This is a genomic window from Pandoraea faecigallinarum, assembly GCF_001029105.3.
Taxonomy (GTDB): Bacteria; Pseudomonadota; Gammaproteobacteria; order Burkholderiales; family Burkholderiaceae; genus Pandoraea; species Pandoraea faecigallinarum.
In genome coordinates this window covers 2,411,598-2,436,536 of record NZ_CP011807.3, presented here as the reverse complement: position 1 = coordinate 2,436,536, position 24,939 = coordinate 2,411,598, and the positions used below count along the sequence as shown (strand labels likewise).

Genomic DNA, 24,939 nt, shown 5'->3' with positions numbered 1-24,939 from the left:
AAACGAATGACACGATGACACGCATGCAAGGGGGCAGATGACCCTGCCGCGCCCTGCGCGGGCGCACGCACGAGCGTACCACCGATGCCGCCCGCCTCGCCAACGCATGATCGCCAACGCATGAGGATTACCGTCAAGTCATCCGGCGGCCTTCTCGAACGTGAAGTGCACGCGCCCGTCGCGAATCGGCAGAACGTCGGGACGGTCCTCGCCAACCTCGGCATCCATACGCTCGTTGAGCAACGCGTTCATTGCGAGCAGCAGTGGCCCGTTGCGACGCCGGTCGAGCGCCAGATTGTTCGACTCGGCCGGGTCCGAATGCAAGTCGTACAGTTCCACGTCGTTATGGGCAAACAGCGCTTCGAGCGATGTCGGCCGATTGAATTGCGTCGGCGAAAAGTAGCGCGAGAACCGGTAGCGCCCGTCGAACACGCTGCGAATCATGCCGCGATGCCGGAAGTCCGGCTGACGCGCAATCACGCGCCGGTGAATCTCTTCGACCGGCATGCCCTTGTGCCGCAAGGTGGCGTACTCCTGGGCAAGCCACTCGCTGTCGTAGAACAGCAGCATGGCGTAGTTGAAGAGGGCCGCCGGACGCACCGCATCGACCGCCTGCCGATCCGCACGCCCGAGCAATGGCGTAAGGTCGTGGCCCCGCGCCGCGGTGCCCGCCACGCGGGCGATGCCGGCGGCGTCGAGTCCGGTGAGCCCAAGCAGCGTGGGCGTGATGTCCAGGTGTGAACTGAGCGCGGCGCATTGCTTGCCACCGGGATACGCCGGATGCCGGATGACCAGTGGCACGTGGTTCTGCTCGCGATAGGTCGTGGGTCCCTTGCCGACCAGCTTGTGCGCACCGACGTGATCGCCGTGATCTGCACTCATCACCACAATGGTGTTCTTGTCGATGCCAAGCTCGCGCAGCGTGTCGAGCAACGTCACCACATGGGTATCGCAATCGCGAATGCAGTTGAAATAATAGTCCTGGTAGACCTGAAGCCGTGCGTCGTCGAGCGGATAGTCGCCGACGAGCACCCCCTCCGATGCGTTGTAGACGCCGTGCGCCGCCGGACGCCCCGGGGCGTCGTATGCCTGCTTGCGCGTCGCGGCGAGCGGCACGTTCCAATGGGCGTCGTAGATCGCGTCCTTCGGCGGGCGCGCGTTGCCCAGCGTCGGCCCGCTGGCGTTCTGCGTATCGATACCCGCCGGATCGGTATTCAGGAACATGGCGTCGTGCGGATTGACGAGATTGACCGCCATGAACCACGGTTTTTGTTCGCTCGCCAGTTGCGCCCCTCGTCCCCGCAGCCACGATACGGCCGACGACGTCGTCAGGCCATCGTACGTGTAGCCGCCACGCACGCGCCCGATCAGATCGCCAACGCCGAAATAATCGTCGAAACCATATGACTTGAGCAGCGCGTTGTACTCTTGCGTCGGCGTGTCGTACGGCGTGTGGTTGTGATGCAGTTTGCCGCTCAGGTGCCATTTGCCCAGATAGGCGGCGTAGTAGCCGGCGTCGCGCATCATGTGGCCGATCGTCCGCAGATCGGTCGACATGTCCGGTTGCCATGGAATCCCGCAGTTGTCCAACACGCCGGTGTGCTGGATGTGCTGGCCCGTGTAGATCACGGAGCGCGACGGTGAACAAACGCACGCCGCGATCTGGTGGTTCACGAACGTCACGCCCTCGCGGCGCAGGCGCTCGCGCCCCGGCACGGGGAATGGCCATTTGTCGAAGTGCCGCTCCTGATCGGTCAGGATAAAAAGAATGTTGTACCCCTTCGGCGCGACCGCTGGCGGCTCTTGCGGCATGACGTAGCCGTCGGGCGCGGGCTCGCGTTGGTGTTCGCGCGCCGGGGCTGCCATGGCGGACGGCACCAGTCCGGCCGAGGCGACGGCTGCACCCGCCTGCTTGAGGAAGTCGCGCCGGGATGCGCGTGGGCCGGCAGATGCATCGCGCCGGATCGTGTCGTACTGCGCGTCGGGGGATGGGGGATTGCGTGTTGTCATGCGTCTCGCTCCTGATGAGGTGCTGGCGTCTTCAATGCGCCCGCTACCGGATGGGAGTCTCATTATTCGCCGGGACTCAGCACCCATCGATGAAAAGTCGCGCTATATTCATTACCAAATTGACATTAATTGCGCGGCAACCTTTCGCAACCTCACCTCCCGGCGCCCTTTTCCCGTTTTCCCCATGAGCGACAGCAAGAACCCTTCGCCCGATGACACCGGCCCGCTCGCACGCCGGATTCCCGCCGTACTTCGAAAACTCCGGATCCGCGATCTCGAGACACTGCGCTGGCTCGGACGCACGCGCAGTTTCGCGCGCACCGCGGAGGCCGCCGCGATCACGCAGCCGGCACTGTCAAAGTGGTTGCGCGAAATCGAACAGGCCCTTGGCGTGGCATTGTTCGAGCGCACCACGCGTCGCGTGACGCCTACGCCCTACGGCGACGCACTGCTCGAACGGGCCGAACGCATGCTGACCGACCTCGCGAGCGTGGCCCCCGCCATGCAGGCGTTGCGCGACGGGCTCGCCAAACCCGTCAACGTCGGCATCCTGCCTGGCATGGCGAGCGTGCTGATGCCGCAAACGCTCGCCCGACTGGAGCGCACAGGGCCGGCGCTTCGTATCAATCTGCTGGAAGAAACGCTCGATCGGCTGCTGCCGCGCGCACACTGGCACGAGATCGACCTGCTGATTTGCCGGTTGGACGAGACAGCCATGAATGCGGGATTCGGTGTCGTTGCGCTGTATGACGACGATGTGCGCGTGTTCGGTGCGCGTCACCATCCTCTCGTTGCGCATGCTTCGCCCGGCTGGGCCGACGCCGCGCGCTACCCCTGGATCGTGCCGCCGCCCGGCACGCCGATGCGCCGCGCCATCGACACGGAATTCGCGCATCGGGGACTGCCATTGCCGCGCATCGTCATGGAATCGGTCACGCTGATGACCAACGCCAGTACGGCACAGGCCATGCCGTGTCTGTTTCTTGCGTCCCGGTTGGGCGTGGCCCGCTCGCCACTGGTGGCATCGCTGCATGATTTCGGTTAGCGGTTCTCGCACGTCGCGCCGACGGTCGGCGTGCTGCATGGGCACGCGCCCAGTCAGGCGGCGCTCGCACTGATCGACGTGCTTCAGGACGTCGCAAGCGCGCTCGCACCGCCGTGCGCCCTTTCACATGAATAGAATTAACGTTAATCGCAAATAAGACCATTTTCATTCATGCTTCGAAGTCTCTATGATCGACGCCACGGTTTCACTCATCGGGCGGCAAGCGTCAATAGAGCACATGGCAAAGACACACAATCTGGGATTTCCGCGCATCGGCGCGAAGCGTGAACTGAAGTTCGGGCAGGAAGCGTATTGGAAGGGACAATCGTCGCGCGACGCGCTCAAGGCGCTGGGGGCATCGCTGCGCTTGCGGCACTGGCAGGATCAGGCGGCGCTGGATCTGACGCCGGTCGGCGACTTCTCGTTCTACGACCAGGTGCTCGACATGAGCTTCACGCTGGGTAACTTGCCCGCGCGCGTAAAGGATTTCCACGGCGACGTGCTGGACAACTACTTCCGCGTGGCGCGCGGCCGTTCGGCGGCGCACGCCGACACTCATGCCGAGTGCTGTGGTGGTGTCGCCGCCGGCGAAATGACAAAGTGGTTCGATACGAATTACCACTACATCGTGCCAGAGTTCGTCGCGGACACGACGTTCGCGCTGGACGCCTCGCGTCTGGTCGAACAACTCGCCGAAGCCCGCGCCGCCCGTGTCAGGGCCAAGCCGGTCATTGTCGGCCCGCTCACGTATCTGTGGCTTGGCAAGACGAAGGACGACAGCGACAGGCTCGCCCTGCTGTCCCGGCTGCTGCCCGTCTACGTCGAACTCCTGACGACGCTCGCCGCACAAGGCGTCGAATGGGTGCAGATCGACGAACCGATCCTCGTCACCGAACTCGATGCCGGGTGGCGCGAAGCGTTCGAGACCGCCTACGCCGCGCTCGCCGCCGCGCCGGTCAAATGTCTGCTCGCCACGTACTTCGGTGAATTGCAGGACAACCTCCCGCTCGCGTGCCGTCTGCCGGTCGACGGGCTGCATATCGATGCGATCAACGCGCGAAACGAAGTCGCCGCCGTCATTGCCGCCCTTCCGGCCGACAAAGTCGTGTCGCTGGGCGTAGTCGACGGACGCAACATCTGGAAGTCCGACCTGAACGCCGTGCTCGACTGGCTCACGCCAGTGGCCGGGCAACTAGGCGAGCGTCTGTGGATCGCCCCGTCTTGCTCGCTGTTGCACGTGCCGGTCGATCTCGAGAGCGAATCCAAGCTCGACGCCGAGATCAGGTCCTGGCTCGCCTTCGCCCGCCAGAAGCTCGCCGAAGTCGACGTATTGGCCCGCGCCATCAACGACGGCCGGGACGCAGTCGCGGCCGAGCTGGCCGCCAATGCTGCCGCCATCGCGAGCCGGCGTGCGTCGCCGCGCGTGCATAACCCGGCCGTCAAGGCCGCCGTCGAAAACCTGGACGCCGCACTGGGCCGCCGTCAGCACCCGTACGCGCAGCGGGCGCCGAAGCAAGCCGCGAAACTCAAATTGCCTCGCTATCCGACAACGACCATCGGCTCGTTCCCGCAGACGGCCGAGATCCGCAACGCACGCAGCCAGTTCAAGTCGGGCGAACTGGACCACGCCGGCTACGTCGCCGCCATGCAACGGGAAATCGAGCGCAGCGTGCGCGAACAGGAAGCGCTGGGGCTCGACGTGCTGGTGCACGGTGAAGCCGAGCGCAACGACATGGTCGAATACTTCGGCGAGCAACTCGAAGGCTACGCGTTCAGCCAGTTCGGCTGGGTGCAGTCTTACGGATCGCGATGTGTGAAGCCGCCGATCATGTTCGGAGACATTCGCCGCCCCAAGGCCATGACCGTCGCGTGGATTCTGTACGCCCAGTCGCTCACCAGCAAGCCGATGAAAGGCATGCTGACCGGACCGGTGACGATCCTGAACTGGTCGTTCGTGCGCGACGATCAGCCGCGCGCCGTCTCCTGCTTGCAGCTTGCGCTTGCCATGCGCGAGGAAGTCCTCGATCTGGAGCGCGCCGGCGTGCGGGTGATTCAGATCGACGAAGCCGCGCTGCGCGAAGGCCTCCCGCTGCGGCGCGCGCAATGGCAGCACTATCTGGACTGGGCGGTTCAGGCATTCCGCATCACGGCCAACGGCGTGCAGGACGACACCCAGATTCATACGCACATGTGTTATTCGGAGTTCAACGACATTCTCGGCGCCATTGCCGACATGGACGCCGATGTCATCACCATCGAAACCTCGCGCTCGGACATGGAATTGCTCGACGCGTTCGATTCGTTCCAGTACCCGAACGATATCGGACCGGGTGTGTACGACATCCACTCGCCCAACATTCCAACGCAGGAACACATGGTGAAGCTCATGCGCCTCGCCGCCGAGCGGATTCCGGCACAGCGGCTGTGGGTCAATCCCGATTGCGGACTGAAGACCCGCCAGTGGGCCGAAGTCATCCCGGCGCTGCAAAACATGGTCGCGGCCGCAAAGACCTTGCGTGCGCAATGACCCATGCCGTGCCGCGCAGATCTATACGATCTGCGCCTTGGGAAATCACCCTAATCGACCGCGCCGGCGTTCTTGCCGGCCGGTTCACGTGCGATCACTGCCGATCCACGGCGGTAACCATTACGTGAGAAAGCTTCGCCAAGTCATTGATTGCTGAAGAGTTTGCATGGCATAGTCGCGCGAGCGGGCCTCCGTGCCGACTAAGTTTCTCCTAAGTTTCGCGCGCTATCGTGCGCCCGTGCCGTCCTCCGGGGGCAGGCAAGGATTAGGCGTAGGCGGATGCGGCCACGTCGGAATGCGTACGGAAAACCATGCGGATATTGCTAGTAGAAGACGATGCCATGATCGGTGAGGCCATGATGCAGGCGCTCAAGGACGCCTCCTATGCGGCCGACTGGTGTCGCGACGGCGATGCCGCGCTCGCGGCGCTCGCCGCTCATGCCTACGACCTCATGCTGCTCGACCTCGGTCTGCCCGGGCGCGACGGCTGGGAAGTCCTTCGCGCCCATCGCGGTGCGGGCGGACGCACGCCGATCATCGTCGTGACGGCCCGGGACGGCGCAGAAGACATCATTCAGGGCCTCGATCTCGGGGCCGACGATTTCGTCGTAAAGCCCTTCGAGGTGGGCGAACTGCTCGCCCGCATGCGCGCCGTCATTCGGCGTCACGCCGGGGTGGCCGTTCCGGTTCTGACCAACGGCGCACTCGCGCTGGATCCGGCCACCCATCAGGCGACCTACGGCGAAAACAGCTGCGTGCTCTCGGCGCGCGAATACGCGTTGCTGCACGCCCTGATGCTGCGTCCGGGCACGATCCTCTCGCGCGACGCGCTGGAGCACCGCCTGTACGGTTGGGGCGAAGAGATCGAGAGCAACATGATCGACTTCCTCATCCACTCGATCCGCAAGAAGCTCGGCGCTGACGTCATCCGCAATATCCGTGGCGCGGGCTGGCTGGTGCCCAAGGCATGATGCGTTCGTTGCAGTCGCGGCTGGTGGTCACCCTGTGCGCCTGCGCGCTGGGGCTGGCCATCGTCGCGGGCGTGGTCTCGTATGCGGCGGCGTTTCGCGAAGCCTACCGCTTTCAGGACGATCAGTTGCTGCAACTCGCCGCGCTCGTCGACACGCGCAATCTGGCCGGCGCCGACCATGCCATGCATGGCCTGCCGATTCAGGATCACGACTACCGCCTCACCGTCCAGCGCCTTGGCGGCACGTTCCCCGTGACGCTGTCCGACGGATTCCACACGGTCAATACCGGCGACCATACGTGGCGAGCCTTCGTGCGCACCATCGGACCGGACTTGCGCATCGTGGTCGCCCAGCCCACGGAAGGCCGCAACGAGATCGCGCGCAACAGCGGGCTGCGCACCGCGCTGCCTATCGTCGGGCTCGTACCGCTATTCATTGCCGCCATCGTCCTGACGGTGCGGCGCGCGTGGCGTCCGGTCCAGCAACTGGCCGCCGAAGTCGACAAGCGCCGCGACACCGACCTGCGAGGTCTGGACACACAGGGCGCGCCCACGGAAATCGAGCCGTTCATCGTATCGATCAACCGTCTGCTGTCCCGGCTGGACAAGGCGCTCGACGAACAACGCCGTTTCGTGGCCGACGCCGCCCACGAACTCCGCTCCCCCGTCACGGCGCTGGTCATTCAGTCGGAAAACCTCGACCGGGCGCTGGCGCCGACGGCCCTCGACACGGAAACGCGCAACCGTCTGACCAAGCTCAAGAGCGGCCTGCACCGCACGCGCACGCTGATCGAACAATTGCTGACGCTTGCGCGCGCCCAGAGTGCGCCGAGCGTGCCGGCAACGCCGTTGACCCTGCTGCCCGCCGTGCATGAAGCGCTCGAAGACGTGTTCGTGCTGGCCGATCGCAAGCAACTCGTGCTCGATCTCGTCGATGCCACGTCGAGCACGCCGGGTCGTTCGCAACTGCGCGTGGCAGGGTCCAAACGCGACATCGTCACACTGCTGGGCAATATCGTCGGCAACGCCGTGCGCTATACGCCCGCAGGCGGCACGGTCTCCGTTCGGCTGTCCGCGACCGGCAGCGACGTGGTCATCGACGTGATCGACTCCGGACCGGGTATCGACGCCGACAAGCGAGAGCGCGTGTTCGACGCGTTCTACCGTGCCACCGAATATCGCGAACCGCGCGAACACGGGGGCGAAGGGACCGGCCTGGGGCTCGCCATCGTGCGGGCCATCGTCGACCGGCTCGATGGACAGGTCACGCTAACCGATGCCCGCCCCGAGACGCCGCGCGGCTTGCACGTGCGCGTCACGCTGCCCAACCCCGACGCGCATGCCGGCGCCGGGCGCACGGCCGCTCAGGCGCCCCATTCCACGCCATCGTCCAACGCTTAGCCCCCGTCATCGCCCCATCCATCCCTTCACTCATCAAGACCGGAAGCCTCGCATTCATGTCCACACGCCCTCAACGTGACGCCGGGTTAGAGCCCTGGCCGATTTCTCCCACCGCCCTGCTATGGCTGCTGGCAATGTTCGCGCTGGTCTGGTTCGGCGTATTGAACGCTCGTCACCTGATTCCGAGCGACGAAGGCCGCTACGCTGAAATGGCCCGCGAAATGCTCGCGACCGGCGACTGGGTCACGCCGCGCTACAACGGTTATCTGTACTTCGAAAAGCCGCCGCTCCAGACCTGGATGAACGCCCTCACGTTCATGATCTTCGGGCTGGGCGACTGGCAGGCCCGTCTCTGGACGGCACTGACCGGCTTCGGCGGCGTGCTGCTCGTCGGCTATACGGGCCGCCGCGTATTCAACGCCCGCGCCGGTTTCTTTGCGGCGCTCACACTGGCCAGCGCGCCGCTGTGGAGCCTGCTGGGCCACTTCAACGTGCTCGACATGGGCCTGTCGTTCATGATGACGCTGGTGTTGTGCTCGCTGCTCCTCGCGCAACGCCCGGGACTCACCGACACGCAAACACGCAACTGGATGTGGCTGTGCTGGGCCGCGATGGGGTTGTCGATCCTGTCCAAGGGTCTGATCGGTGTGGTCCTGCCGGGTGCGGTGCTGGTCATCTACACGCTGATTTCGCGCGACTGGGCGCTGTGGAAGCGTCTGCATCTCGTCAGCGGCCTGATCGTATTGCTCGCGGTCACGGTACCGTGGTTTGCCGCGGTGATGTCGCGTAACCCGTCGTTCTTCGACTTTTTCTTCATCAACGAGCATTTCAATCGCTTCCTCAAGCCCGACCATCATCGCCCAGGCGCATTGTGGTACTTCGTGCCGGTGCTGCTCGTCGGCTTCCTGCCATGGCTGTCGATGATTCCGCGCGCCGTTGCGGGGTCGCGCGCGGTGCCGCGTCAGGCGAACGGTTTCCGTCCCGTGCTGATGATTACGGTCTGGGCCGTGTTCATCTTCTGCTTCTTCTCGGTCTCGCACTCGAAGCTCATCTCGTACGTGCTGCCGATCGTGCCGGCCATCGCCATGCTGTTCGGCCTCGGACTGGCGGGCATGACGCGTGAATCGCTGCGCAGGCATCTCCCGGTGTCCGCCGTGTTGTTCGTCGCCACGATCGTCACCGGCGTGGTATTCCTGTCGCATCATTCGGACAGCCGTAATCCGGTCGAGGCCTATCACGCCTTCACGAACTACCTGTACGCAGCGAGCGTCGTCGGCCTGATCGGCATCGGCATCACGCGCTGGCTCAGTACGCGCAGCACCAAGCAGGCGCTGGTCGCTTTCGCGGCGACGTGGCTCGCTTTCACGATGATCGGCGGCTCGGGCCACGAGGCGTTCGGGCGCGGCAGCTCGGGGGTGGACCTGGTGCCGGCCGTGCGCGCGGAAATGGATCGACTGGGGCCGGACACACCGTTCTACTCGGTCGGCACGCTCGATCACACCATGCCGTACTACCTGCGTCAGCCGATGATCATGGTCGCGGTGCAGGACGAACTGGAATTCGGCATCTCGCAGGCCCCGGATAGCTGGGTGCCGACGCTGGCGAAATTTGTCGACGTCTGGATGGCGGCCCCGAAAGCGCTCGCGTTGGTGGATCCGGAGAAGTTCACGGTGCTCCAGACGCTGGGCCTGCCGATGAAGGTCATTGCACGCGATAACCGTCGCGTGATTGTCGAGAAGCCAAGGGACGGCATGGGCGGCACAGGTGGGGAGTCGAGCACCGGCGCAACCCCGCGGGCCGCCTCCGAAGCGGCATCGTCGCCCGCCGCCAACTGATCGGTCACGGCGTCGTCATGACGCCATGGCGCCGCCATGAAAAACGGCTGAGTGCGGATTTTCCGCCTCAGCCGTTTGACTTTTTCCCTCAGTAATTCACGCGCGTTACTTCGACTTCTTCTTCGCACCGACGGGCTTCGCACTGCCCACCGAAACCCCCGCCTCGGCCGTGAGCATGAGGAACGTGAAGGTCTCTTCCAGATACAGGCGAACGGTCGTCGCCGTGTGATCCAGGTAGCCGATGGAGACGTCCTGACCGATGTGCATTTCGTAGTCGCCGCCGCGCGTCGAGACGATGCAGCCGCCATCGATGGCCGGCGCCCAGATGATCTCGCCGCTCACGATATGGCCGATGTGTTCCAGAATCGGGTAGCCCTGATCGTTGGCTTCGGCCACTGCGGTATAGGCGTCGGCACCGAGCAGCACGCTGTACGGGCCGTCGACGCCTTCCAGGCGCAGCTGCTCCAGCGCCTTGGCGATGACCGTCGGGTAGTCGGCGATGTTCTGCGGCAGCGGCAGCACGGGATTCGAGGTGCCCTCGCGCACGCCCGTGATACGGGCCGCTTCGTAGCCGTCGAAAATCGCGCGGTCTTCGGCGTACGCCAGCTTGATCGCGGCGTCCTTGGCCGGTTGCCAGTCCGAGTCGTTCGCGCCGCGCTCGACATCGTCGATGGCTTCGCGCGAAAGCTCGAACGGCACGCGCAGCACCACCAGCGGCAGGACTTCGCGCTGACGCGCGCTCACCCCGTCGAGCGGGGCGTCGATGGCCTTCTGATGACCGGTTCCGACGCCCGCGAGCGCCAGACCGCCCGGGCCCTTGACGTCGACGACGCGACGACCGGCCACAGTGCGCTTGAACGTGCGGGCGACCTCTTCTTCGATTTGCGCCCACGCGGCGCTCGAAATGGGGGCCAGTTCGCGATGCAGGTTATTCATGCCTGAGAAACTCCTTTGAGCGATCCGATTTGCAGCGAGCCGTCCGCAACCGCGGGACTCGCCTGATGAGATGTCGTTGCTGCCGATGCCGTGGCCCCGGTGAGCACCTGGGCGCCTGCGGGCTGAGCATCGATCAGGGTCCTGATGACGTTGGTGGATTCGGCGGCGGCTTGCGGGGCGCGATCGGCCAGTTCCTCCAGCAATGCTGCCGACGGCACGAAGAACAGGCCGCCCGTCACGGCCGTGCTGAAGTCGAGCAGGCGGTCGTAGTTGCCTGGCGGCTTGCCGACGAACATGTTCTCCAGCATCTGCTCGATGGGCCACGGCGAGCGGGCATATCCGATGAAGAAGGTGCCGAATTCGCCCGATCCGGGACGACCGAACGGCATGTTGTCGCGCAGAATCTTCACTTCCTTGCCGTCCACTTCCAGCGTGGTCAGCGCACTGTGCGAATTGCTCGGTTTGACGTCTTCGTCGAGTTCGACGTCCGAGAATTTGGTGCGCCCGATGATGCGCTCCTGCACCTCCACCGGCAACGCGTTCCAGCCGGTCATATCGTGCAGATACTTCTGCACCAGCACGTAGCTGCCGCCGGCAAAGTCCGGGTCTTCCTCGCCTATCACCGTGAAATCGAGCGCTTCCTGACCTTCCGGATTCTCGGTGCCGTCGACGAAGCCGATCATGGCGCGCATGTCGAAATAGCGGAATCCGTGCACCTCGTCGACCACGCTCACGGCGTCCCCCAGCTTGTTGAGCAGGAGCGTGGCGAGATCGAAGCACAGGTCCATCTGCTCGGCGCGGATGTGCAGCAGCAAATCGCCGGGCGTGGCCGGCGCATGGCGCTTGCCCGAGCCGAATTCGCGAAACGGATGCAACTCGGCCGGGCGCGGATCGCCGAACAGGCGATCCCACGCGTTGTCGGCGAAGCCGACCACGCACGACAGATTGCCCGACGGCACACGCTTGCCGACCGAGCGCACATAGGCGGCAACATCGGCGCACCAGCTTCTCACGGCGGCGTGCGCCGCCTCGTCCTCGCGAACGGTCGCAACGAGGAAGATGGCGCTGCGGGTGACTTTGCCGGAGACCGGTTGGGGTTCGGGGGGGGACGTCGGACGTTCGGTCATTGCTTTCCTGCGTGGGACTTGGGTTCTCGACACCCGGCACGGCACTCCGGATCGACAGGCGGGCCGTAGGCTATCGGGTGGCGACTTTTGGTATGTCAACTTTATAACGCAACACGCCGTAATATGCCACTCCCGCACACATGGCGTCGAGCGAAGCCTTGTGTGGCGCGGGTTTGCGCGCGGTCGCCGGAATTCTGTCAATTTCGCCATATTCGCGCCATTTTGGCGTTGGGGGCGCGCCCATAACATGGCGGCGTTCCTTCCGATACCGGTGGTGCGCTCCCATGGGCGTGCCCCGGGCGGCCCTTGTCCGTACGCCTGTGACTGCGCCCGAGCGCGTCTGAATCATGTGGATTGTCAACGTTGCGCTCAAACGGCCCTACACGTTCATCGTGATGGCCATTCTGATCCTGCTCGCCACGCCGCTCGCGCTGTTGCGCACCCCCGTCGACGTGCTGCCGGAAATCAACATCCCCGTCATCAGCGTCATCTGGACCTACAACGGCCTGTCCGCGCAGGACATCGCCGACCGGATGATCTCCGGCAACGAGCGCGGGTTGACGACCACCGTCAACAACATCGAGCACATCGAATCGCAGTCGTTGCCCGGCATCGGCATCATCAAGATCTTCCTGCAACCGACGGCCAATATTCAGACGGCCATCGCGCAGGTCGTCGCCGTGGAGCAGGCGCAGGTCAAGCAGATGCCGCCGGGGGCCACACCGCCGCTCGTCATCAGCTATTCGGCGTCGTCGATCCCGGTGATGCAACTAGGCCTGTCGAGTCCGAGTCTGTCGGAGCCGGCGCTCAACGACACGGCGCTGAACTTCCTGCGTCCCCAGCTCGTGACGATTCCCGGCGCGGCCGTGCCCTATCCCTACGGCGGCAAGACGCGCCTGATTTCGGTCGACATCGACTCTCGCGCCCTGCTCGCCAAGGGCCTGACCGCGCAGGACGTGGTCGCCGCCGTCAACGCGCAAAACCTGATTCTGCCGACCGGCACGGCCAAGATCGGTCCGCGCGAGTACACCGTCGACATGAACGGCTCGCCGCCGAGCGTCGAGGGGCTGAACAACATTCCGGTGCGCACCGTGGCGGGGGCCACGACCTATTTGCGTGAAGTCGCACACGTTCGCACCGGCTTCTCGCCGCAGACCAACATCGTGCGTCAGAACGGCCAGCGCGGTGTGCTGATGTCCGTGATGAAGACCGGCGATGCGTCCACGTTGTCCGTGGTCGATTCGCTCAAGGCGATTCTGCCCGAGGCCCGCGCCGCCCTGCCCGCCGATCTGCACATCTCGGCGCTGTTCGATCAGTCCGTTTTCGTGAAGGCCGCCGTTCAGGGCGTGATTCACGAAGCACTGATCGCCGCGGCGCTCACGGCGGCGATGATTCTGCTGTTCCTCGGCAACTGGCGCAGCACCTGCATCATCGCCATTTCGATTCCGCTCTCCATCCTGTCGTCGCTGCTGGCGCTTCACGCGCTCGGGCAGACCATCAACATCATGACGCTGGGCGGACTCGCGCTCGCGGTGGGGATTCTGGTCGACGATGCGACCGTGACCATCGAGAACATCGAGCGGCATCTCCATATGGGCACGCCGCTGCATCAGGCGATTCTCGACGGCGCGGGGGAAATCGCCGTGCCGGCGCTCGTCTCGACGCTGTGCATTTGTATCGTATTCGTGCCGATGTTTTTCCTGACCGGCGTGGCGCGTTATCTCTTCGTGCCGCTGGCCGAAGCCGTGGTGTTCGCCATGCTCGCGTCGTACGTGCTCTCGCGCACGCTCGTGCCCACGCTGGCCATGCTGCTCATGGGCCACGCGCACCCGACGGACCCGAACGCCGGGCCCGGCTTTTTCCGCCGCATCTACCTGCGTTTCGATGCCGGCTTCGAGCGCATGCGCGCTGCGTATATCGTCGTGCTGTCCATGCTGCTGGTACGTCGCCGTGTCTTCGCCACGGGCTTTCTCGCGTTCTGCGTACTTTCGATGGGACTCGTGTTCGCACTGGGCGCCGATTTCTTCCCCTCGGTCGATGCGGGCAATATCCGCATGCACATGCGAGCGCCAACGGGCACGCGCATCGAAGAGACGGCGCGGCTGGCGGACGAAGTCGAAAAAGTCGTGCGTGAAGTGGTGCCCGCCCACGAGCTTGAAACGATCCTCGACAACCTTGGCCTGCCGTACAGCGGGATCAACCTGTCGTACAGCAACGCGGGCACGATCGGCACGCTCGACGGCGAGATCCAGATTGCCCTGACACCTGAGCACCACCCGAGCGCGGGTTACATCGACAAGCTGCGCGCCATCCTGCCGCAACGTTTCCCCGGCGTGGAATTCTTCTTTCAGCCGGCGGACATCGTTACGCAGATTCTCAACTTCGGCCTGCCCGCCGCCATCGACATTCAGATCAGCGGCAATCAGCAACTCGCCAACTTCGACGTGGCGACGAAGCTGCTCAAGCAGGTGCGGCAAGTGCCCGGCACGGTCGACACACACATTCAACAACGCGTGAACGCGCCGACCATTCACCTCGACATGGACCGTACGCGCTTGCAGCAGTTGAACCTGAACGCCAATGCCGTGGCCCAGAATGTGCTCATTTCGCTCTCGGGCAGTTCCCAAACGTCGCCCGGCTTCTGGTTCAACGCGCAAAACGGCGTGGAGTACAGCCTGTCCGTGCAGTCGCCGCAGTACCGCATCAGTTCCATCGACGACCTGCTGCGCCTGCCGGTGGCGGGCACCGCCAGCAACGGGCAGTCGCAGTTGCTGGGCAACTTCGTGAAGGTCGAGCCGACCCAGCGCTTCGCCGTGGTGAGCCACTACAACATCCGGCCGGTCATCGACATTTTCGTGAGCGTGGAAGGCCGCGATCTGGGCAGCGTGGCCGGCGACATCGACAAACTCGTCGCTCAGGCGAAGCGGGATCTGCCGCGCGGCAGCCAGATTACCGTACGCGGCCAGGTCAGCACCATGCAAAGCTCGTATCTCGGGCTGGGCATCGGGGTGGCAATGGCCATCGTGCTCGTTTATCTGCTCATCGTGGTGAATTTCCAGTCGTGGGTCGACCCCCTCATTATCGTGAGCGCGCTGCCCGCAGCGCTGGCCGGCATCGTCTGGATGCTGTTCCTGTCCGGCACACGTCTGTCGGTCCCCGCCCTCACCGGCGCCATCATGACGATGGGCGTGGCGACCGCCAACAGTATTCTCGTGGTGGCGTTCGCGCGGCAGCGCATGGAAGCCGGCATGGCACCGCTCAAGGCCGCACTCGAAGCCGGCGCGAGCCGGATCCGCCCGGTGCTGATGACGGCGCTGGCAATGATCATCGGGATGGTCCCCATGGCGCTCGGCCTCGGCGAAGGCGCGGAACAGAACGCCCCGCTGGGCCGCGCGGTGATCGGCGGGTTGATGTTCGCCACGGTCTCCACGCTGTTCTTCGTGCCGTTGGTTTTCGCCGGGGTCCATACGCGACTCGTGCGCCGCAAGGCCCGCAACGCCGCTCACCCACCGACCCCGGCACAAGGCGACGGCCGATGAGCGCGCCAATGCACGAGCGGCACGAGCACGCCACGGCCGGCACTCTTCACACCAGACACCAAGATTTGACGGGTTGAACGACATGACCGAGAAACATCACGCCGAACTGGCCATTCCCGAGCACGATCCTGCCGACGGACGGCAGTTGCCCGCGCGCCGCGGCGAATTCCGGCGCGCCAAGATCGCGCTGATCGTGGTGGCCGCGCTACTGGTGGTGGGCGCCGCGCGCACGACCCTCTCCAACGCGCTGCAACGCCGCGAGGTCGCCGCCGTGACCGCGCAGAACGCCACGCAGTATGTGAGCGTCGTCATGCCGCAGGCCACCGAGGCCAGTGAGACGCTGCTGCCGGCGACACTGCGCGGGGCGGTGGAGTCGCCGATTTACGCCCGGGCCACGGGGTACCTGCTGCATCGCTACGTCGACATCGGCGCGCGCGTGAAGCAAGGCCAGTTGCTTGCCGATCTCGACACGCCGGAAATCGATCAGGAACTGGCGCAGGCCATTGCCCAGCGCAACCAGATCAGCGCGAGCCTCGGGCTGGCGAAGTCGTCGCTCGATCGCTGGCAACAGTTGCGCCAGCGCGACGCCGTCTCGCAGCAGGAGCTCGACGAGCGCCAAAGCACGTACACCCAAGGTGTCGCCAATCTTGCGGCGGCCGACGCCAACGTCAGGCGACTTCAGCAACTCGAATCGTTCAAGCGCATCGTCGCCCCCTTCGATGGCGTGATCACGCAGCGCAATGTCGACATCGGCGACCTGATCGCGGCGGGCAGCGGCAATAGCCGGGCGCTGTTCTCACTGGCACAGACGGACCCGCTGCGCGTCTATGTGCAAGTGCCCCAGGCCTACGCGCAAGGCGTAGCCGTAGGTCAGCCGGTCGTCGTCACGCAGGCCGAACTGCCGGGTCAGCGTTTCCAGGGCAAGATCACCCATGTGTCGGGCGCCATCGACGTGGCGACACGCTCGCTTCAGATCGAGGCCGCCCTGCCGAACCCGGACGGCAAGCTGCGCCCGGGCGCTTACGTGCAACTGGCGCTGCCCAGTGCCGTGCAGGCCCATCTGAGCGTGCCGGCCAACGCGCTGCTGTTTCGCGCCGAAGGCCCGCGGGTAGCGGTCGTCGACGATCAGGGCGTGGTGCATCTGCACAAGATCGTGATCGCGAAGGACCTCGGCCAGTCGCTGGAACTGGCCGACGGGGTATCGGCAAGCGACCGCGTGATCGTCAACCCGAGCGACTCCATCGACGACGGCGACCACGTGCAGGCCAAAACGCTGCAAGTCAAGGCCGCGCCGGGCGCAAAGACCGGCGGCGCCGAGGGCAAACCACAAGGAGCCAAATCGTGAGCGCGACGGTGCGCGGCACCCGGCGCGGCGCGTCGCGGCTTGCCGTCGCGGCGCTCGGCATGTTGCTCGGCGCGTGCACGCTCGGGCCGGACTACCATCGCCCCGAGGTCGCTGCGCCGCCCGGCTGGAAGACGGACGGTTTCTGGAAGCTCGCGCAGCCCTCGCACGCCGCGTTGCAGCCCGACTGGTGGAAGGCGTTCGACGAGCCAGCGCTCGACGCGCTCGAGACGCAGGCACTCGCCGGGAATCAGACGCTGGCGGCGGCCGTCGCCCATTACGATCAGGCACAGGCCACGCTCTCCGGCATCGGGGCGCAACGCCTGCCGGAAGTCGATGCCTCCTTCGGTCTGGCACGGCAGCGCATCTCGGCGAACCGGCCGGTCACGAGCTATTCGACGAGCAGCATGTCGACGGTGCAAAACAACGTGCAGTTGGGCCTTGGCGTGAGTTACGACACCGACCTGTTCGGACGCATCCGCCGTCAGGTGGAAGGCGCGCAGGCGTCTGCCGAACAGGCGCGCGACGATCTGGCGAACGCCCGTCTGGTCCTCACGACGCAACTCGCTACCGCCTATTTTCAGTTGCGCGCGGTGGACGCCGAGATCAAGGTTCTCGACCAGTCCGTCGTCTTGCAGCAAAAAGCGCTCGACTACGTGAGCGCGCAGCACGATCTGGGTGCCGTATCCGGGCTGGACGTGCTCCAGCAGCAATCGCAACTCGACACCACCCGCGTACAGGCACGGCTGCTGCGTCAGCAACGCGACCAGTACGAACACGCCATCGCCGTGCTCGTTGGCGTGCCCGCACCGACATTCTCGGTGGCCGAAGGCCCATTGCCCGCGACCCTGCCGTCAATTCCGCTGGGCGTGCCGAGCGACCTCCTGCAACGACGCCCCGACGTCGCCTCGGCCGAGCGCAACATGGCCGCAGCGAACGCGCAAATCGGCGTCGCCAAGGCGGCTTTCTTTCCCAGCCTGACCCTCACCCCGGGCATTGGCTGGCAAAGCACCGAGTTCGCCAATCTGCTCTCGGCGCCGAGTCTGTTGTGGACGCTGGGCACCGCCGCCTCGCAGGTCATCTTCGACGGCGGCAGGCGGCAGGCCAACGTCGACTCCGCCGCAGCCGGGTATCGCGGCGTCGAGGCGAACTACCGCCAGACCGTGCTCACGGCGTTCCAGCAGGTGCAGGACGGCGTGACCGGTCTGTCCGTGCTCGACGCCGCCGCGCGGGAATCGCGCGCGGCAGTGCGCGACGCACAACGGCTGCTGAGTCTCGCGAACGACCGCTATTCGGGCGGCCTCACGGCGTATCTGAGCGTGATCACGGCGCAGCAGGCAGCCCTGACGAGCGAGCGTCAGGACGTGCAGATCCGCGCCCAGCAACTTGTGCTGTGCGTGGCGCTGGTCAAGGCGCTGGGCGGCGGGTGGCAGCCCTCGGAGACGCCCGCCGCGTCGGGCGCCGCCGCTCCCGCGGCAACATCCTCTGACTCGTATAATGCGCAAAGATGAGGTGACGACATGAAAGTACTGATCGTTGAAGACGAACAGAAGGTGGTGGACTATCTGCGCTCGGGCCTGACCGAGCAAGGCTGGGTGGTCGATGTGGCGCTCGATGGCGAGGAAGGCACACATCTGGCGCTGGAGTTCGACTACGACGTGATCGTGCTCGATGTCATGCTGCCCCGGCGCGACGGGTTCGCGGTACTCGCCTCGTTGCGCGAGCGCAAGTCGACGCCGGTCATCATGCTCACAGCCCGCGACCATGTGAACGATCGCGTGCGCGGCCTGCGCGAAGGCGCCGACGACTATCTCACGAAGCCGTTCTCGTTCATCGAACTGGTCGAGCGCCTCCATGCGCTCGCGCGCCGCACACGCGTGCAGGAATCGACGCTGATTTCGGTCGGCGACCTGTTCGTCGATCTGATCGGCCGCCGCGCCACGCGCGATGGCCATCGCCTTGATCTGACTGCCAAGGAATTCCAGTTGCTGTCGGTGCTTGCGCGCCGTCAGGGCGACATTCTGTCGAAGACGGCCATCACCGAACTCGTGTGGGACGTCAATTTCGACAGCCACACAAATGTGGTGGAAACCGCCATCAAACGGCTGCGCGCGAAGCTCGACGGACCATTTACCACCAAGCTGCTGCATACCGTGCGCGGCATGGGTTACGTGCTGGAGGTACGCGAAGCGTAGGCGTCGCGCTGCGCTCGCCCGGACCTTCGCCGATGCCATTTCCGCGCTCCCCATGATGAAACACTCGATCTCCCGCCGCCTTGCCGCCATGTTCGCCTTCGTGGCGCTGTCGGTGTTCGCTCTCGTGGGCGCGGCGCTGTATCTGGTCCTGCGGGTGCAATTGGAGCGGCACCTGCGCGAGTCGCTCGACGACCGGGCGCAGATCGCCCACATCATCGTCTATCACGGCGGCACGCCCGAGAAGTGGCAGATCGTGCGCGAGAAGCTCAGCGACATGACGCCGCGCGACGGCACCACGACCTACGCCGTCACGAGCGACGACCCGAGGTATACCTTCGGTACGCCGGTGAGCGGCATGTTCGTCAAGCGCCTGTCCAACGGGTATGTGCGCCTGCGCCCCGACAATGGCGGCGACGACATGCTGACCACCCGCGAAATCCTCCCCCCCTACGGCACGCGGCCGGCCGTTGCGCTGCAAGTTGCCGCCAGCTACGCCCCTAACGAGCAGACACTGCGGGCATTCGGCCTGAGCCTTGCGGCACTTTCGGGACTCGGCGCACTGGGCGTACTGCTGCTCAGCTTTTCCGTGACTCGCCTCGGTCTGTCACCGCTGCGGCGGCTCACGCGCGAAGCGTCGGAGATCCGTCCCGACAATCGCTCGCAGCGTCTCGTCACCCGCTCGCTGCCGGTCGAACTCGACGATCTCGCCCATTCGTTCAACGGCGCGCTCGCGCGGCTCGACGGTGCCTACGAGCGTCTGGAGTCGTTCAATGCCGACGTGGCCCACGAATTGCGCACACCGGTCACGATCCTGATCGGGCAGACGGAAGTGGCACTCACCCGCGAGCGGCCGGTCGAGGAATTGCGCACGCTGCTGCAATCGAATCTCGAAGAACTCGGGCGCATGCGCACGATCATCAACGACATGCTGTTCCTCTCGCGCGCCGATCAGGGCGAGCGCGCCACGGGACTCACGGCGGTGTCGCTCGCCAGCGAAGCCGCGCATACGCTGGAGTTTCTGGAAATTCCACTGGAAGAGGCGCAGGTCACGGCGCGCCTGCATGGCAGCGCGTTCGCCGCGGTGAACAAGGCACTGTTCGGTCGCGCGCTGGCCAACCTCGTGATGAATGCCATCGAGCATTGCGCAGCGGGCGCCAGCATCGACGTGCATATCACCCCCAAGGCGCTGGGGCCGGACGACATGCGATGGGTACACATCGAAGTCGTCAATCCGGGCGCACAGATTCCGCCGGACGTGCTCGCCCATCTGTTCGACCGCTTTTATCGTGCGGAAGCCTCGCGCACCAATAGCCGCGAGAATCACGGACTCGGGCTGGCCATCGTCAAGGCAATTGCGGAAATGCACGGCGGCGCTGTGTGGGCACGTAGCGCGCACGGCTTCAATACGTTCGGCTTTTCCCTTTCGACCGGGCGCGAATCCGGCACGCCGGCGAACACCGCCGGGAGTCTTCCCGCAGCGTATCCCGGCGAGCGCGGCGGCAGTGCCCCTACAGGGTCGCAGGGGGACGACGCGAGCGCACCGTCCCCGCCAACACTGGCACGTCAGACGCCGTGACGCCCCAGGCTGCCCGCCTGCTGCACGGCGTGCGGCGCGAAGACCGTCAACGTCTCGCCCAACGCCTCGCGGGCGTAGGCCGCAGCCACCGTCATCTGCGCGAGCCGCGCACGTAATTCCAGGTTTTCACGCTCGAGATGCTGTACGCGCCGCATCGCATCGGCCACGTCGGTCACACCGTTGCCCACCGCGTTGTGGCTCTCTGGCATGGCGTCGAGCATCGTCATGGCACGCGCCAGATTCTGCTCAAGTTGCTGCGCCCACACGCCCCCGCCCGCGCTCGGGAGTGCGCCGAAGCTCGGCATCACCGGCGTTTCGTATATGGCGCGCGCGCGGACGATGGCCTTTTGGACCGTACCGGCGCTGGGACGGCGCGCCACGCCCGCCTGTGCCATGAACCTCAGATAGGTCTGTGCGCCGTAAATCCGGTGTGCGGCTTTCCATGCGTGCGCCAGAAACGCGTCGAGGAAGGCGGGGTTGTCATGAGGGTGTGCTGTGTCCGCATCGCGTGCGGCGCCGAGCAAGGCAGCATAGGTTGCATTGTCGAACTTCAAGGCGGACCGTGCCATGGCGACCTCCGGGTGCTTGCCGTATCAGGGGGCCCGTGCGCCGGCGGCCATCGTGGTCCGTCGGCGACACGAGTATCAAGACGGCTGCGGCAAAGGCGCCGAAACCGTCAGGCAAAACCTCAGGGCTTCGGGGCCGAGGCCGGAACCGGCGGCACCCACGTCTTCGCTTTCCCCTTGGCCGACGGATCCGGCGTTACGGCAATGGCGATTGCCTCGGTGTAATTCACGGTAACGGAATCGCCCACCTTCACGCCTTCGAGCAGCTTCGGATCCTCGACATTGACGTCCACCGTGCGTTGCGGGCCGCGCAGCGTGACAACATTGGCCTTGCGGTCGATGCGCTGCACCGTCGCCACCACCTTCAGGTTACGGGCGGCATCAGCCGCGGGCTTCTCGCCCGGCACCGCGCGGTCGGCGCCTTCGGTCAGAACCCGGCTGCGGATCCCGTCGCCCGGCGCAACGGAAATGGCCACCGAACGCTCGTACGCCACGATGACCCTGTCGCCCTTGCGCAGTTGTTCGAAGTTCCGCACGTCCGGGCCGACGAGGAACGTCACCGGCTTGCCGTGCTCGTCTGCCACCTTGATGCTGCGATTCTTCACATCCACACCCAGCAGGGTCGTGCGGTATTCGACAACGCCGCCGGCGACGATCGGTGCCGGACGAGTCGTATCTTGCGCATGCACCACCGTTCCCAACGACAACAAACCGGCCAAGATCATGGCATTCGTGAGCTTCATGGTGAGTCCTTTTGTTATCGATGAATGCGATACCCCGGGACCGGGATCGCAATTAGTTAATTATCCGAACTAAAACACCGGGCGGTTGAGGACTTCGTAGTTACCCGTATGTTTCCAACGGATAGTAACAAAATAATTCAAAGCCGCAAGTTGATTCTGGATTGCATACCAGATATCGAAATCCATTCCGGTAATTAAAATTACCGCCCAATTTCCATACATCGCCCGCCATTCCCTAGTGCAATGGTCAAATAGCTATCGTGTCTTGATGCAGATCAACGATTCTCATCAAATCCAGTAGCAACAAATCCTCTTTTCTTCGCAAAAATGTCACATCCTGTTACAAAAATATCCGCGCAGTTCAAGTAATTCTTAATCCGTTAGGATGTTGGTTTTCTCCCTTGACAGTTTGCAATCCGAATCACTACTCTGGTTTCACGCACACTTGCCGGTGCCGCGTTGGCATTCCTGTCGTCCCGTTCAATTCCACCATTCGAATGAGGTCACACAGTGCCTTTCCCGTATTCTCGACGCACTCCCCGAAGCCATCCCCCACGCGCGCTCGCGCTGATGGTTCTCGCGGGCACCCTGCTCTCGGCCACGCCTGCGATGTCCCAGGCGCCGCAGGCGGAAAGCTCGCCGCCGGTTCAGGGCATGCCGGAAATGCAGCAAGGCGCGGTCGATGCGCTCGCGAAGATGAGTCGCTATTTGCGATCGTTAAAGCGCTTTCACGTCGATGCCGATACGGTGACCGATGCCGTGCTAAGTACCGGACAGAATGTCGGTTTCCTGCACCACACCGAGTTATCCGTTCAACGCCCCGATAAAGTTCGTGCCGCCGTTACCGGTCAGGCGCGTAATCGCGGCTTTGTCTATGACGGGAAAACCTTTACGCTTTACGAACACTCGCAGGGCAAGCGCTATTACAGCCGGGTCGGCGCCCCGCCGACTATCGACGCCCTGATTCGCGATATCGATCAGAAGTATCAGGTCGGCATGCCGCTGGCGGATCTCTTCTATTGGGGGATGGATCCCGACGACGCAGCGCAATTGCGCTCTGCCCTGTTTATCGGACTCGACCGCGTGGGCGGCGAATGGTGCAATCACTACGCGTACCAGCAGCCCGGCCTCGATTGGGAGTTGTGGATCAGCGCAGGTTCCCGGCCGCTGCCGTGTCGATTCGTGATTACGGATACGTCGCAACCCTCGCGCCCGCGCCATTCGGTGAATTACCGGTGGGACGTGAATCGGGCGTTCCCTGCCGGCACATTCACGTATCGGGTGCCGGCCGGCGCGCAACGCATCGAGATGCGTCCGCCGTTTGCCGCCATGGAAGACACGCCAGCTACGGGAGGCCGGAAATGATGCGATCGGTCCCGACTTCAGCGGTGCCAGCCTTCGTGAAATCGCGCAAACCAGGCATTCGCGCCGTCGCGCGCGCCACCTGCCTGGCTGCCGCCGCCGTTCTCGTTCTTACCTCGACGGCGAGCTACGGGTTCGGCTTCCGTGGCGGTGCCCGCACCAGCCTGCATGGTGGCGGCGGGGGTGGATTCCACGGAGGTGGTGGATTCCAGGGCGGCGGCTCGCCGCATCAGGGCAATCTCAGCGGAGCGACCCGGGGTGGTGCGCCGATACACGCCAATGCCGGTGGTGCGACGGGTGGCCCCTCGGGTGGCGCCCATGCAGGCGGTCAACCGCCGGGGCCTGGCCCTCAACCCGGACCGGGGCCGCATCCCGGTCCGGGACCCGGTCCCTCACCGGAGCCCGGTCCTCATCCGCCTGGACCGGGACCGGGACCTGGACCTGGACCTGGACCTGGACCTGGGCCGGGACCTGGACCGGGACCGCATCCACCTCCGCCCCCGCCGCCACCATACTGGGGCGGCGGCTGGTATGACCCGGTGGCCGCGGCAGTCACCATCGGGGTATCGGCGGCGATCATCGGCTCGACGGTCGCAGCGCTCCCGCCCAGTTGCGTGAGCACGGTGGTGAATAACGTCGCCTATCAGCATTGCGGGTCGACGTGGTATCAACCGGTCTACTCCGGCACTACGGTCAATTTCGTCGTGGTTGCAGCGCCCCACTGACGGCGTGGCCTTCTCGCGAGTCTCCACCGGCGCCGCCTCCCGGTCTTCCCCGCGACCCACGATTCGGCGCCGGTTTTCTTGCGTCGATGCGACGGCTACGCCATGACCCGCGCTTGTAGACGGCGCAGCGAGAACGTTATGCTTGCGCCATGAACCGACGCATTCTCATCGCTCCCGAAGATGTCGAATTGACGGCCATGCGCGCCCAGGGCGCCGGCGGTCAAAACGTCAATAAAGTCTCCAGCGCCATCCACCTGCGTTTCGACGTGATGCGCTCGTCATTGCCCGACGAGGTCAAGGCCCGTTTGCTCGCCCGGCTCGACAGCCGTATCACGCAGGACGGCGTCATCGTCATCAAAGCGCAGCAGCATCGCTCGCAGGAACTCAATCGCGCCGACGCGCTCGCGCGGCTGCAAACCCTCGTCGACGCCGCTGCCGTCGTTCCGCGGCGCCGGGTCCCCACACGCCCGACGCTCGCCAGTCAGGTGCGGCGACGCGACGCCAAACAAGTCCGCTCACGCGTGAAGGCGTCGCGCGGCAAAGTGCGGGCCAGTCGCGACGAATGAAGCTAATGATTATTGGCTTTTTTCTATAAAAGCTAATTTATATTAGCTTTTATATGGCAATATGCCGAGAAAATGCTAAGATTAAGCATCATTTCTCATAAGAAGCACATTGCCATGAGCTTGATGGAACCATTGATCGCAGCACGCAAGGACGCCGGCCTGACGCAGGCCGAACTCGCAGAGCGTGCCGGACTGTCGCGTATGACCGTGCAGAAAATGGAGTCCGGCGCGCTCGATCCTCGCGTGTCGACCGTGCTGGAGTCGGCGCGCGCCCTCGGCCTCGAACCCATGCTGGTGCCTGCCGGACTTCGACAGGAGGTGGAAGCCTTTCTCCGCTCCGGAGGCAAGTATCTCGCGCAGCCGAGTGGTGTTTCCGCACCGCCCTCCATCGTCGAAACGCTCGGCGGCTGATCCGGCTGCGTCCTGCGCTCATCACCGTCATTCGGAGCCTTCCGAGCGCATCGATCGCTCTCG

The 24,939-nt window shown here is 64.7% G+C and carries 20 protein-coding genes; 14 read left to right on the top strand and 6 right to left on the bottom strand.

Annotated features, from left to right (window positions below; all coding sequences use genetic code 11):
* Positions 1–138 precede the first annotated feature (138 nt).
* The gene (locus AB870_RS10780) at positions 139–2,010 is read right to left on the bottom strand and encodes a sulfatase family protein (protein WP_084663549.1); all 1,872 of its coding nucleotides are present in this window, start codon (positions 2,008–2,010) and stop codon (positions 139–141) included.
* 184 nt (positions 2,011–2,194) lie between these two features.
* On the opposite strand from AB870_RS10780, the gene AB870_RS26340 reads away from it, so the two are divergent.
* From AB870_RS26340 to AB870_RS10755, 5 genes are all read left to right on the top strand, one after another.
* On the top strand, positions 2,195–3,055 hold the full coding sequence (locus AB870_RS26340) for a LysR family transcriptional regulator (RefSeq protein ID WP_053059672.1): 861 nt from the start codon (positions 2,195–2,197) through the stop codon (positions 3,053–3,055).
* A 238-nt stretch (positions 3,056–3,293) separates the two neighbouring features.
* Entirely contained in the window at positions 3,294–5,582 is a 2,289-nt protein-coding gene (gene metE / locus AB870_RS10770; protein ID WP_047907991.1) for a 5-methyltetrahydropteroyltriglutamate--homocysteine S-methyltransferase, read from the top strand.
* Between the two features lie 311 nt (positions 5,583–5,893).
* Positions 5,894–6,553 (top strand): response regulator transcription factor, encoded by a 660-nt coding sequence (locus tag AB870_RS10765; protein WP_047907990.1) that lies wholly within the window; start codon positions 5,894–5,896, stop codon positions 6,551–6,553.
* On the top strand, positions 6,550–7,953 hold the full coding sequence (locus AB870_RS10760; protein ID WP_053059671.1) for a sensor histidine kinase: 1,404 nt from the start codon (positions 6,550–6,552) through the stop codon (positions 7,951–7,953). Before AB870_RS10765 ends, AB870_RS10760 begins: the two co-directional genes overlap by 4 nt.
* 56 nt (positions 7,954–8,009) lie before the next feature.
* Complete coding sequence (locus tag AB870_RS10755) at positions 8,010–9,788, top strand: glycosyltransferase family 39 protein (protein WP_084663547.1); 1,779 nt, start codon at positions 8,010–8,012, stop codon at positions 9,786–9,788.
* Positions 9,789–9,893: 105 nt separating this feature from the next.
* On the opposite strand, the gene AB870_RS10750 is transcribed toward AB870_RS10755, so the two are convergent.
* Entirely contained in the window at positions 9,894–10,724 is an 831-nt protein-coding gene (locus AB870_RS10750) for a family 1 encapsulin nanocompartment shell protein (protein ID WP_047907989.1), read from the bottom strand.
* Positions 10,721–11,851 (bottom strand): Dyp-type peroxidase, encoded by a 1,131-nt coding sequence (locus tag AB870_RS10745; RefSeq protein WP_047907988.1) that lies wholly within the window; start codon positions 11,849–11,851, stop codon positions 10,721–10,723. The genes AB870_RS10750 and AB870_RS10745 overlap by 4 nt, the downstream gene beginning before the upstream one ends.
* Before the next feature lie 347 nt (positions 11,852–12,198).
* Here AB870_RS10745 and AB870_RS10740 point away from each other — a divergent pair, with 347 nt between their 5' ends.
* The 5 genes from AB870_RS10740 (at position 12,199) to AB870_RS10720 (ending at position 20,503) form a co-directional block, all read left to right on the top strand.
* A complete protein-coding gene (locus tag AB870_RS10740; RefSeq protein WP_047907987.1) occupies positions 12,199–15,390 on the top strand; it encodes an efflux RND transporter permease subunit in 3,192 nt (1,063 codons plus the stop codon).
* A gap of 82 nt (positions 15,391–15,472) precedes the next feature.
* Positions 15,473–16,735 (top strand): efflux RND transporter periplasmic adaptor subunit, encoded by a 1,263-nt coding sequence (locus tag AB870_RS10735; RefSeq protein ID WP_047907986.1) that lies wholly within the window; start codon positions 15,473–15,475, stop codon positions 16,733–16,735.
* A gap of 59 nt (positions 16,736–16,794) precedes the next feature.
* Positions 16,795–18,243 carry an efflux transporter outer membrane subunit gene (locus AB870_RS10730; protein ID WP_174554740.1) on the top strand — a complete coding sequence of 483 codons (1,449 nt, stop codon included), beginning with the start codon at positions 16,795–16,797 and terminating at the stop codon, positions 18,241–18,243.
* Positions 18,244–18,252: 9 nt separating this feature from the next.
* The gene (locus tag AB870_RS10725) at positions 18,253–18,927 is read left to right on the top strand and encodes a heavy metal response regulator transcription factor (protein WP_047907984.1); all 675 of its coding nucleotides are present in this window, start codon (positions 18,253–18,255) and stop codon (positions 18,925–18,927) included.
* Between the two features lie 55 nt (positions 18,928–18,982).
* Positions 18,983–20,503 (top strand): heavy metal sensor histidine kinase, encoded by a 1,521-nt coding sequence (locus AB870_RS10720; RefSeq protein WP_047909081.1) that lies wholly within the window; start codon positions 18,983–18,985, stop codon positions 20,501–20,503.
* On the opposite strand, the gene AB870_RS10715 is transcribed toward AB870_RS10720, so the two are convergent.
* Positions 20,491–21,072 (bottom strand): hypothetical protein, encoded by a 582-nt coding sequence (locus AB870_RS10715; protein WP_047907983.1) that lies wholly within the window; start codon positions 21,070–21,072, stop codon positions 20,491–20,493. The genes AB870_RS10720 and AB870_RS10715 overlap by 13 nt on opposite strands.
* A 119-nt stretch (positions 21,073–21,191) precedes the next feature.
* Positions 21,192–21,812: a hypothetical protein gene (locus tag AB870_RS10710; protein ID WP_053059670.1), complete on the bottom strand. Its 621-nt coding sequence runs from the start codon at positions 21,810–21,812 to the stop codon at positions 21,192–21,194.
* A gap of 570 nt (positions 21,813–22,382) precedes the next feature.
* Between AB870_RS10710 and AB870_RS10705 the strand changes: the two genes are divergently transcribed.
* Positions 22,383–23,177, top strand: coding sequence for a DUF2092 domain-containing protein (locus tag AB870_RS10705; RefSeq protein WP_053059669.1), 795 nt, complete (start codon positions 22,383–22,385; stop codon positions 23,175–23,177).
* 17 nt (positions 23,178–23,194) lie between these two features.
* On the opposite strand, the gene AB870_RS26335 is transcribed toward AB870_RS10705, so the two are convergent.
* Positions 23,195–23,368 carry a hypothetical protein gene (locus AB870_RS26335; protein WP_157112292.1) on the bottom strand — a complete coding sequence of 58 codons (174 nt, stop codon included), beginning with the start codon at positions 23,366–23,368 and terminating at the stop codon, positions 23,195–23,197.
* A gap of 345 nt (positions 23,369–23,713) precedes the next feature.
* On the opposite strand from AB870_RS26335, the gene AB870_RS26765 reads away from it, so the two are divergent.
* The 3 genes from AB870_RS26765 to AB870_RS10690 all read left to right on the top strand — a co-directional run bounded on the left by AB870_RS26765 (position 23,714) and on the right by AB870_RS10690 (position 24,876).
* Positions 23,714–23,899 (top strand): hypothetical protein, encoded by a 186-nt coding sequence (locus tag AB870_RS26765; RefSeq protein ID WP_047907980.1) that lies wholly within the window; start codon positions 23,714–23,716, stop codon positions 23,897–23,899.
* Positions 23,900–24,048: 149 nt separating this feature from the next.
* Positions 24,049–24,465 carry an alternative ribosome rescue aminoacyl-tRNA hydrolase ArfB gene (arfB, locus tag AB870_RS10695; RefSeq protein WP_047907979.1) on the top strand — a complete coding sequence of 139 codons (417 nt, stop codon included), beginning with the start codon at positions 24,049–24,051 and terminating at the stop codon, positions 24,463–24,465.
* Positions 24,466–24,579: 114 nt separating this feature from the next.
* Entirely contained in the window at positions 24,580–24,876 is a 297-nt protein-coding gene (locus tag AB870_RS10690; protein WP_237170094.1) for a helix-turn-helix transcriptional regulator, read from the top strand.
* Positions 24,877–24,939: the final 63 nt, after the last annotated feature.

What these genes read in the sequence shown, in the direction of transcription:
- AB870_RS10780 (WP_084663549.1), bottom strand. Translation starts at nt 2,010, where the DNA reads ATGACAACACGCAATCCCCCATCCCCCGACGCGCAGTACGACACGATC.
- AB870_RS10750 (WP_047907989.1), bottom strand. Translation starts at nt 10,724, where the DNA reads ATGAATAACCTGCATCGCGAACTGGCCCCCATTTCGAGCGCCGCGTGG.
- AB870_RS10725 (WP_047907984.1), top strand. Translation starts at nt 18,253, where the DNA reads ATGAAAGTACTGATCGTTGAAGACGAACAGAAGGTGGTGGACTATCTG.
- AB870_RS10720 (WP_047909081.1), top strand. Translation starts at nt 18,983, where the DNA reads ATGAAACACTCGATCTCCCGCCGCCTTGCCGCCATGTTCGCCTTCGTG.
- AB870_RS10745 (WP_047907988.1), bottom strand. Translation starts at nt 11,851, where the DNA reads ATGACCGAACGTCCGACGTCCCCCCCCGAACCCCAACCGGTCTCCGGC.
- AB870_RS10690 (WP_237170094.1), top strand. Translation starts at nt 24,580, where the DNA reads ATGAGCTTGATGGAACCATTGATCGCAGCACGCAAGGACGCCGGCCTG.
- AB870_RS10730 (WP_174554740.1), top strand. Translation starts at nt 16,795, where the DNA reads ATGTTGCTCGGCGCGTGCACGCTCGGGCCGGACTACCATCGCCCCGAG.
- metE (WP_047907991.1), top strand. Translation starts at nt 3,294, where the DNA reads ATGGCAAAGACACACAATCTGGGATTTCCGCGCATCGGCGCGAAGCGT.
- AB870_RS10735 (WP_047907986.1), top strand. Translation starts at nt 15,473, where the DNA reads ATGACCGAGAAACATCACGCCGAACTGGCCATTCCCGAGCACGATCCT.
- AB870_RS10760 (WP_053059671.1), top strand. Translation starts at nt 6,550, where the DNA reads ATGATGCGTTCGTTGCAGTCGCGGCTGGTGGTCACCCTGTGCGCCTGC.
- AB870_RS10740 (WP_047907987.1), top strand. Translation starts at nt 12,199, where the DNA reads ATGTGGATTGTCAACGTTGCGCTCAAACGGCCCTACACGTTCATCGTG.
- AB870_RS10710 (WP_053059670.1), bottom strand. Translation starts at nt 21,812, where the DNA reads ATGAAGCTCACGAATGCCATGATCTTGGCCGGTTTGTTGTCGTTGGGA.
- AB870_RS10765 (WP_047907990.1), top strand. Translation starts at nt 5,894, where the DNA reads ATGCGGATATTGCTAGTAGAAGACGATGCCATGATCGGTGAGGCCATG.
- AB870_RS10755 (WP_084663547.1), top strand. Translation starts at nt 8,010, where the DNA reads ATGTCCACACGCCCTCAACGTGACGCCGGGTTAGAGCCCTGGCCGATT.
- AB870_RS10715 (WP_047907983.1), bottom strand. Translation starts at nt 21,072, where the DNA reads ATGGCACGGTCCGCCTTGAAGTTCGACAATGCAACCTATGCTGCCTTG.
- AB870_RS10705 (WP_053059669.1), top strand. Translation starts at nt 22,383, where the DNA reads ATGGTTCTCGCGGGCACCCTGCTCTCGGCCACGCCTGCGATGTCCCAG.
- AB870_RS26340 (WP_053059672.1), top strand. Translation starts at nt 2,195, where the DNA reads ATGAGCGACAGCAAGAACCCTTCGCCCGATGACACCGGCCCGCTCGCA.
- arfB (WP_047907979.1), top strand. Translation starts at nt 24,049, where the DNA reads ATGAACCGACGCATTCTCATCGCTCCCGAAGATGTCGAATTGACGGCC.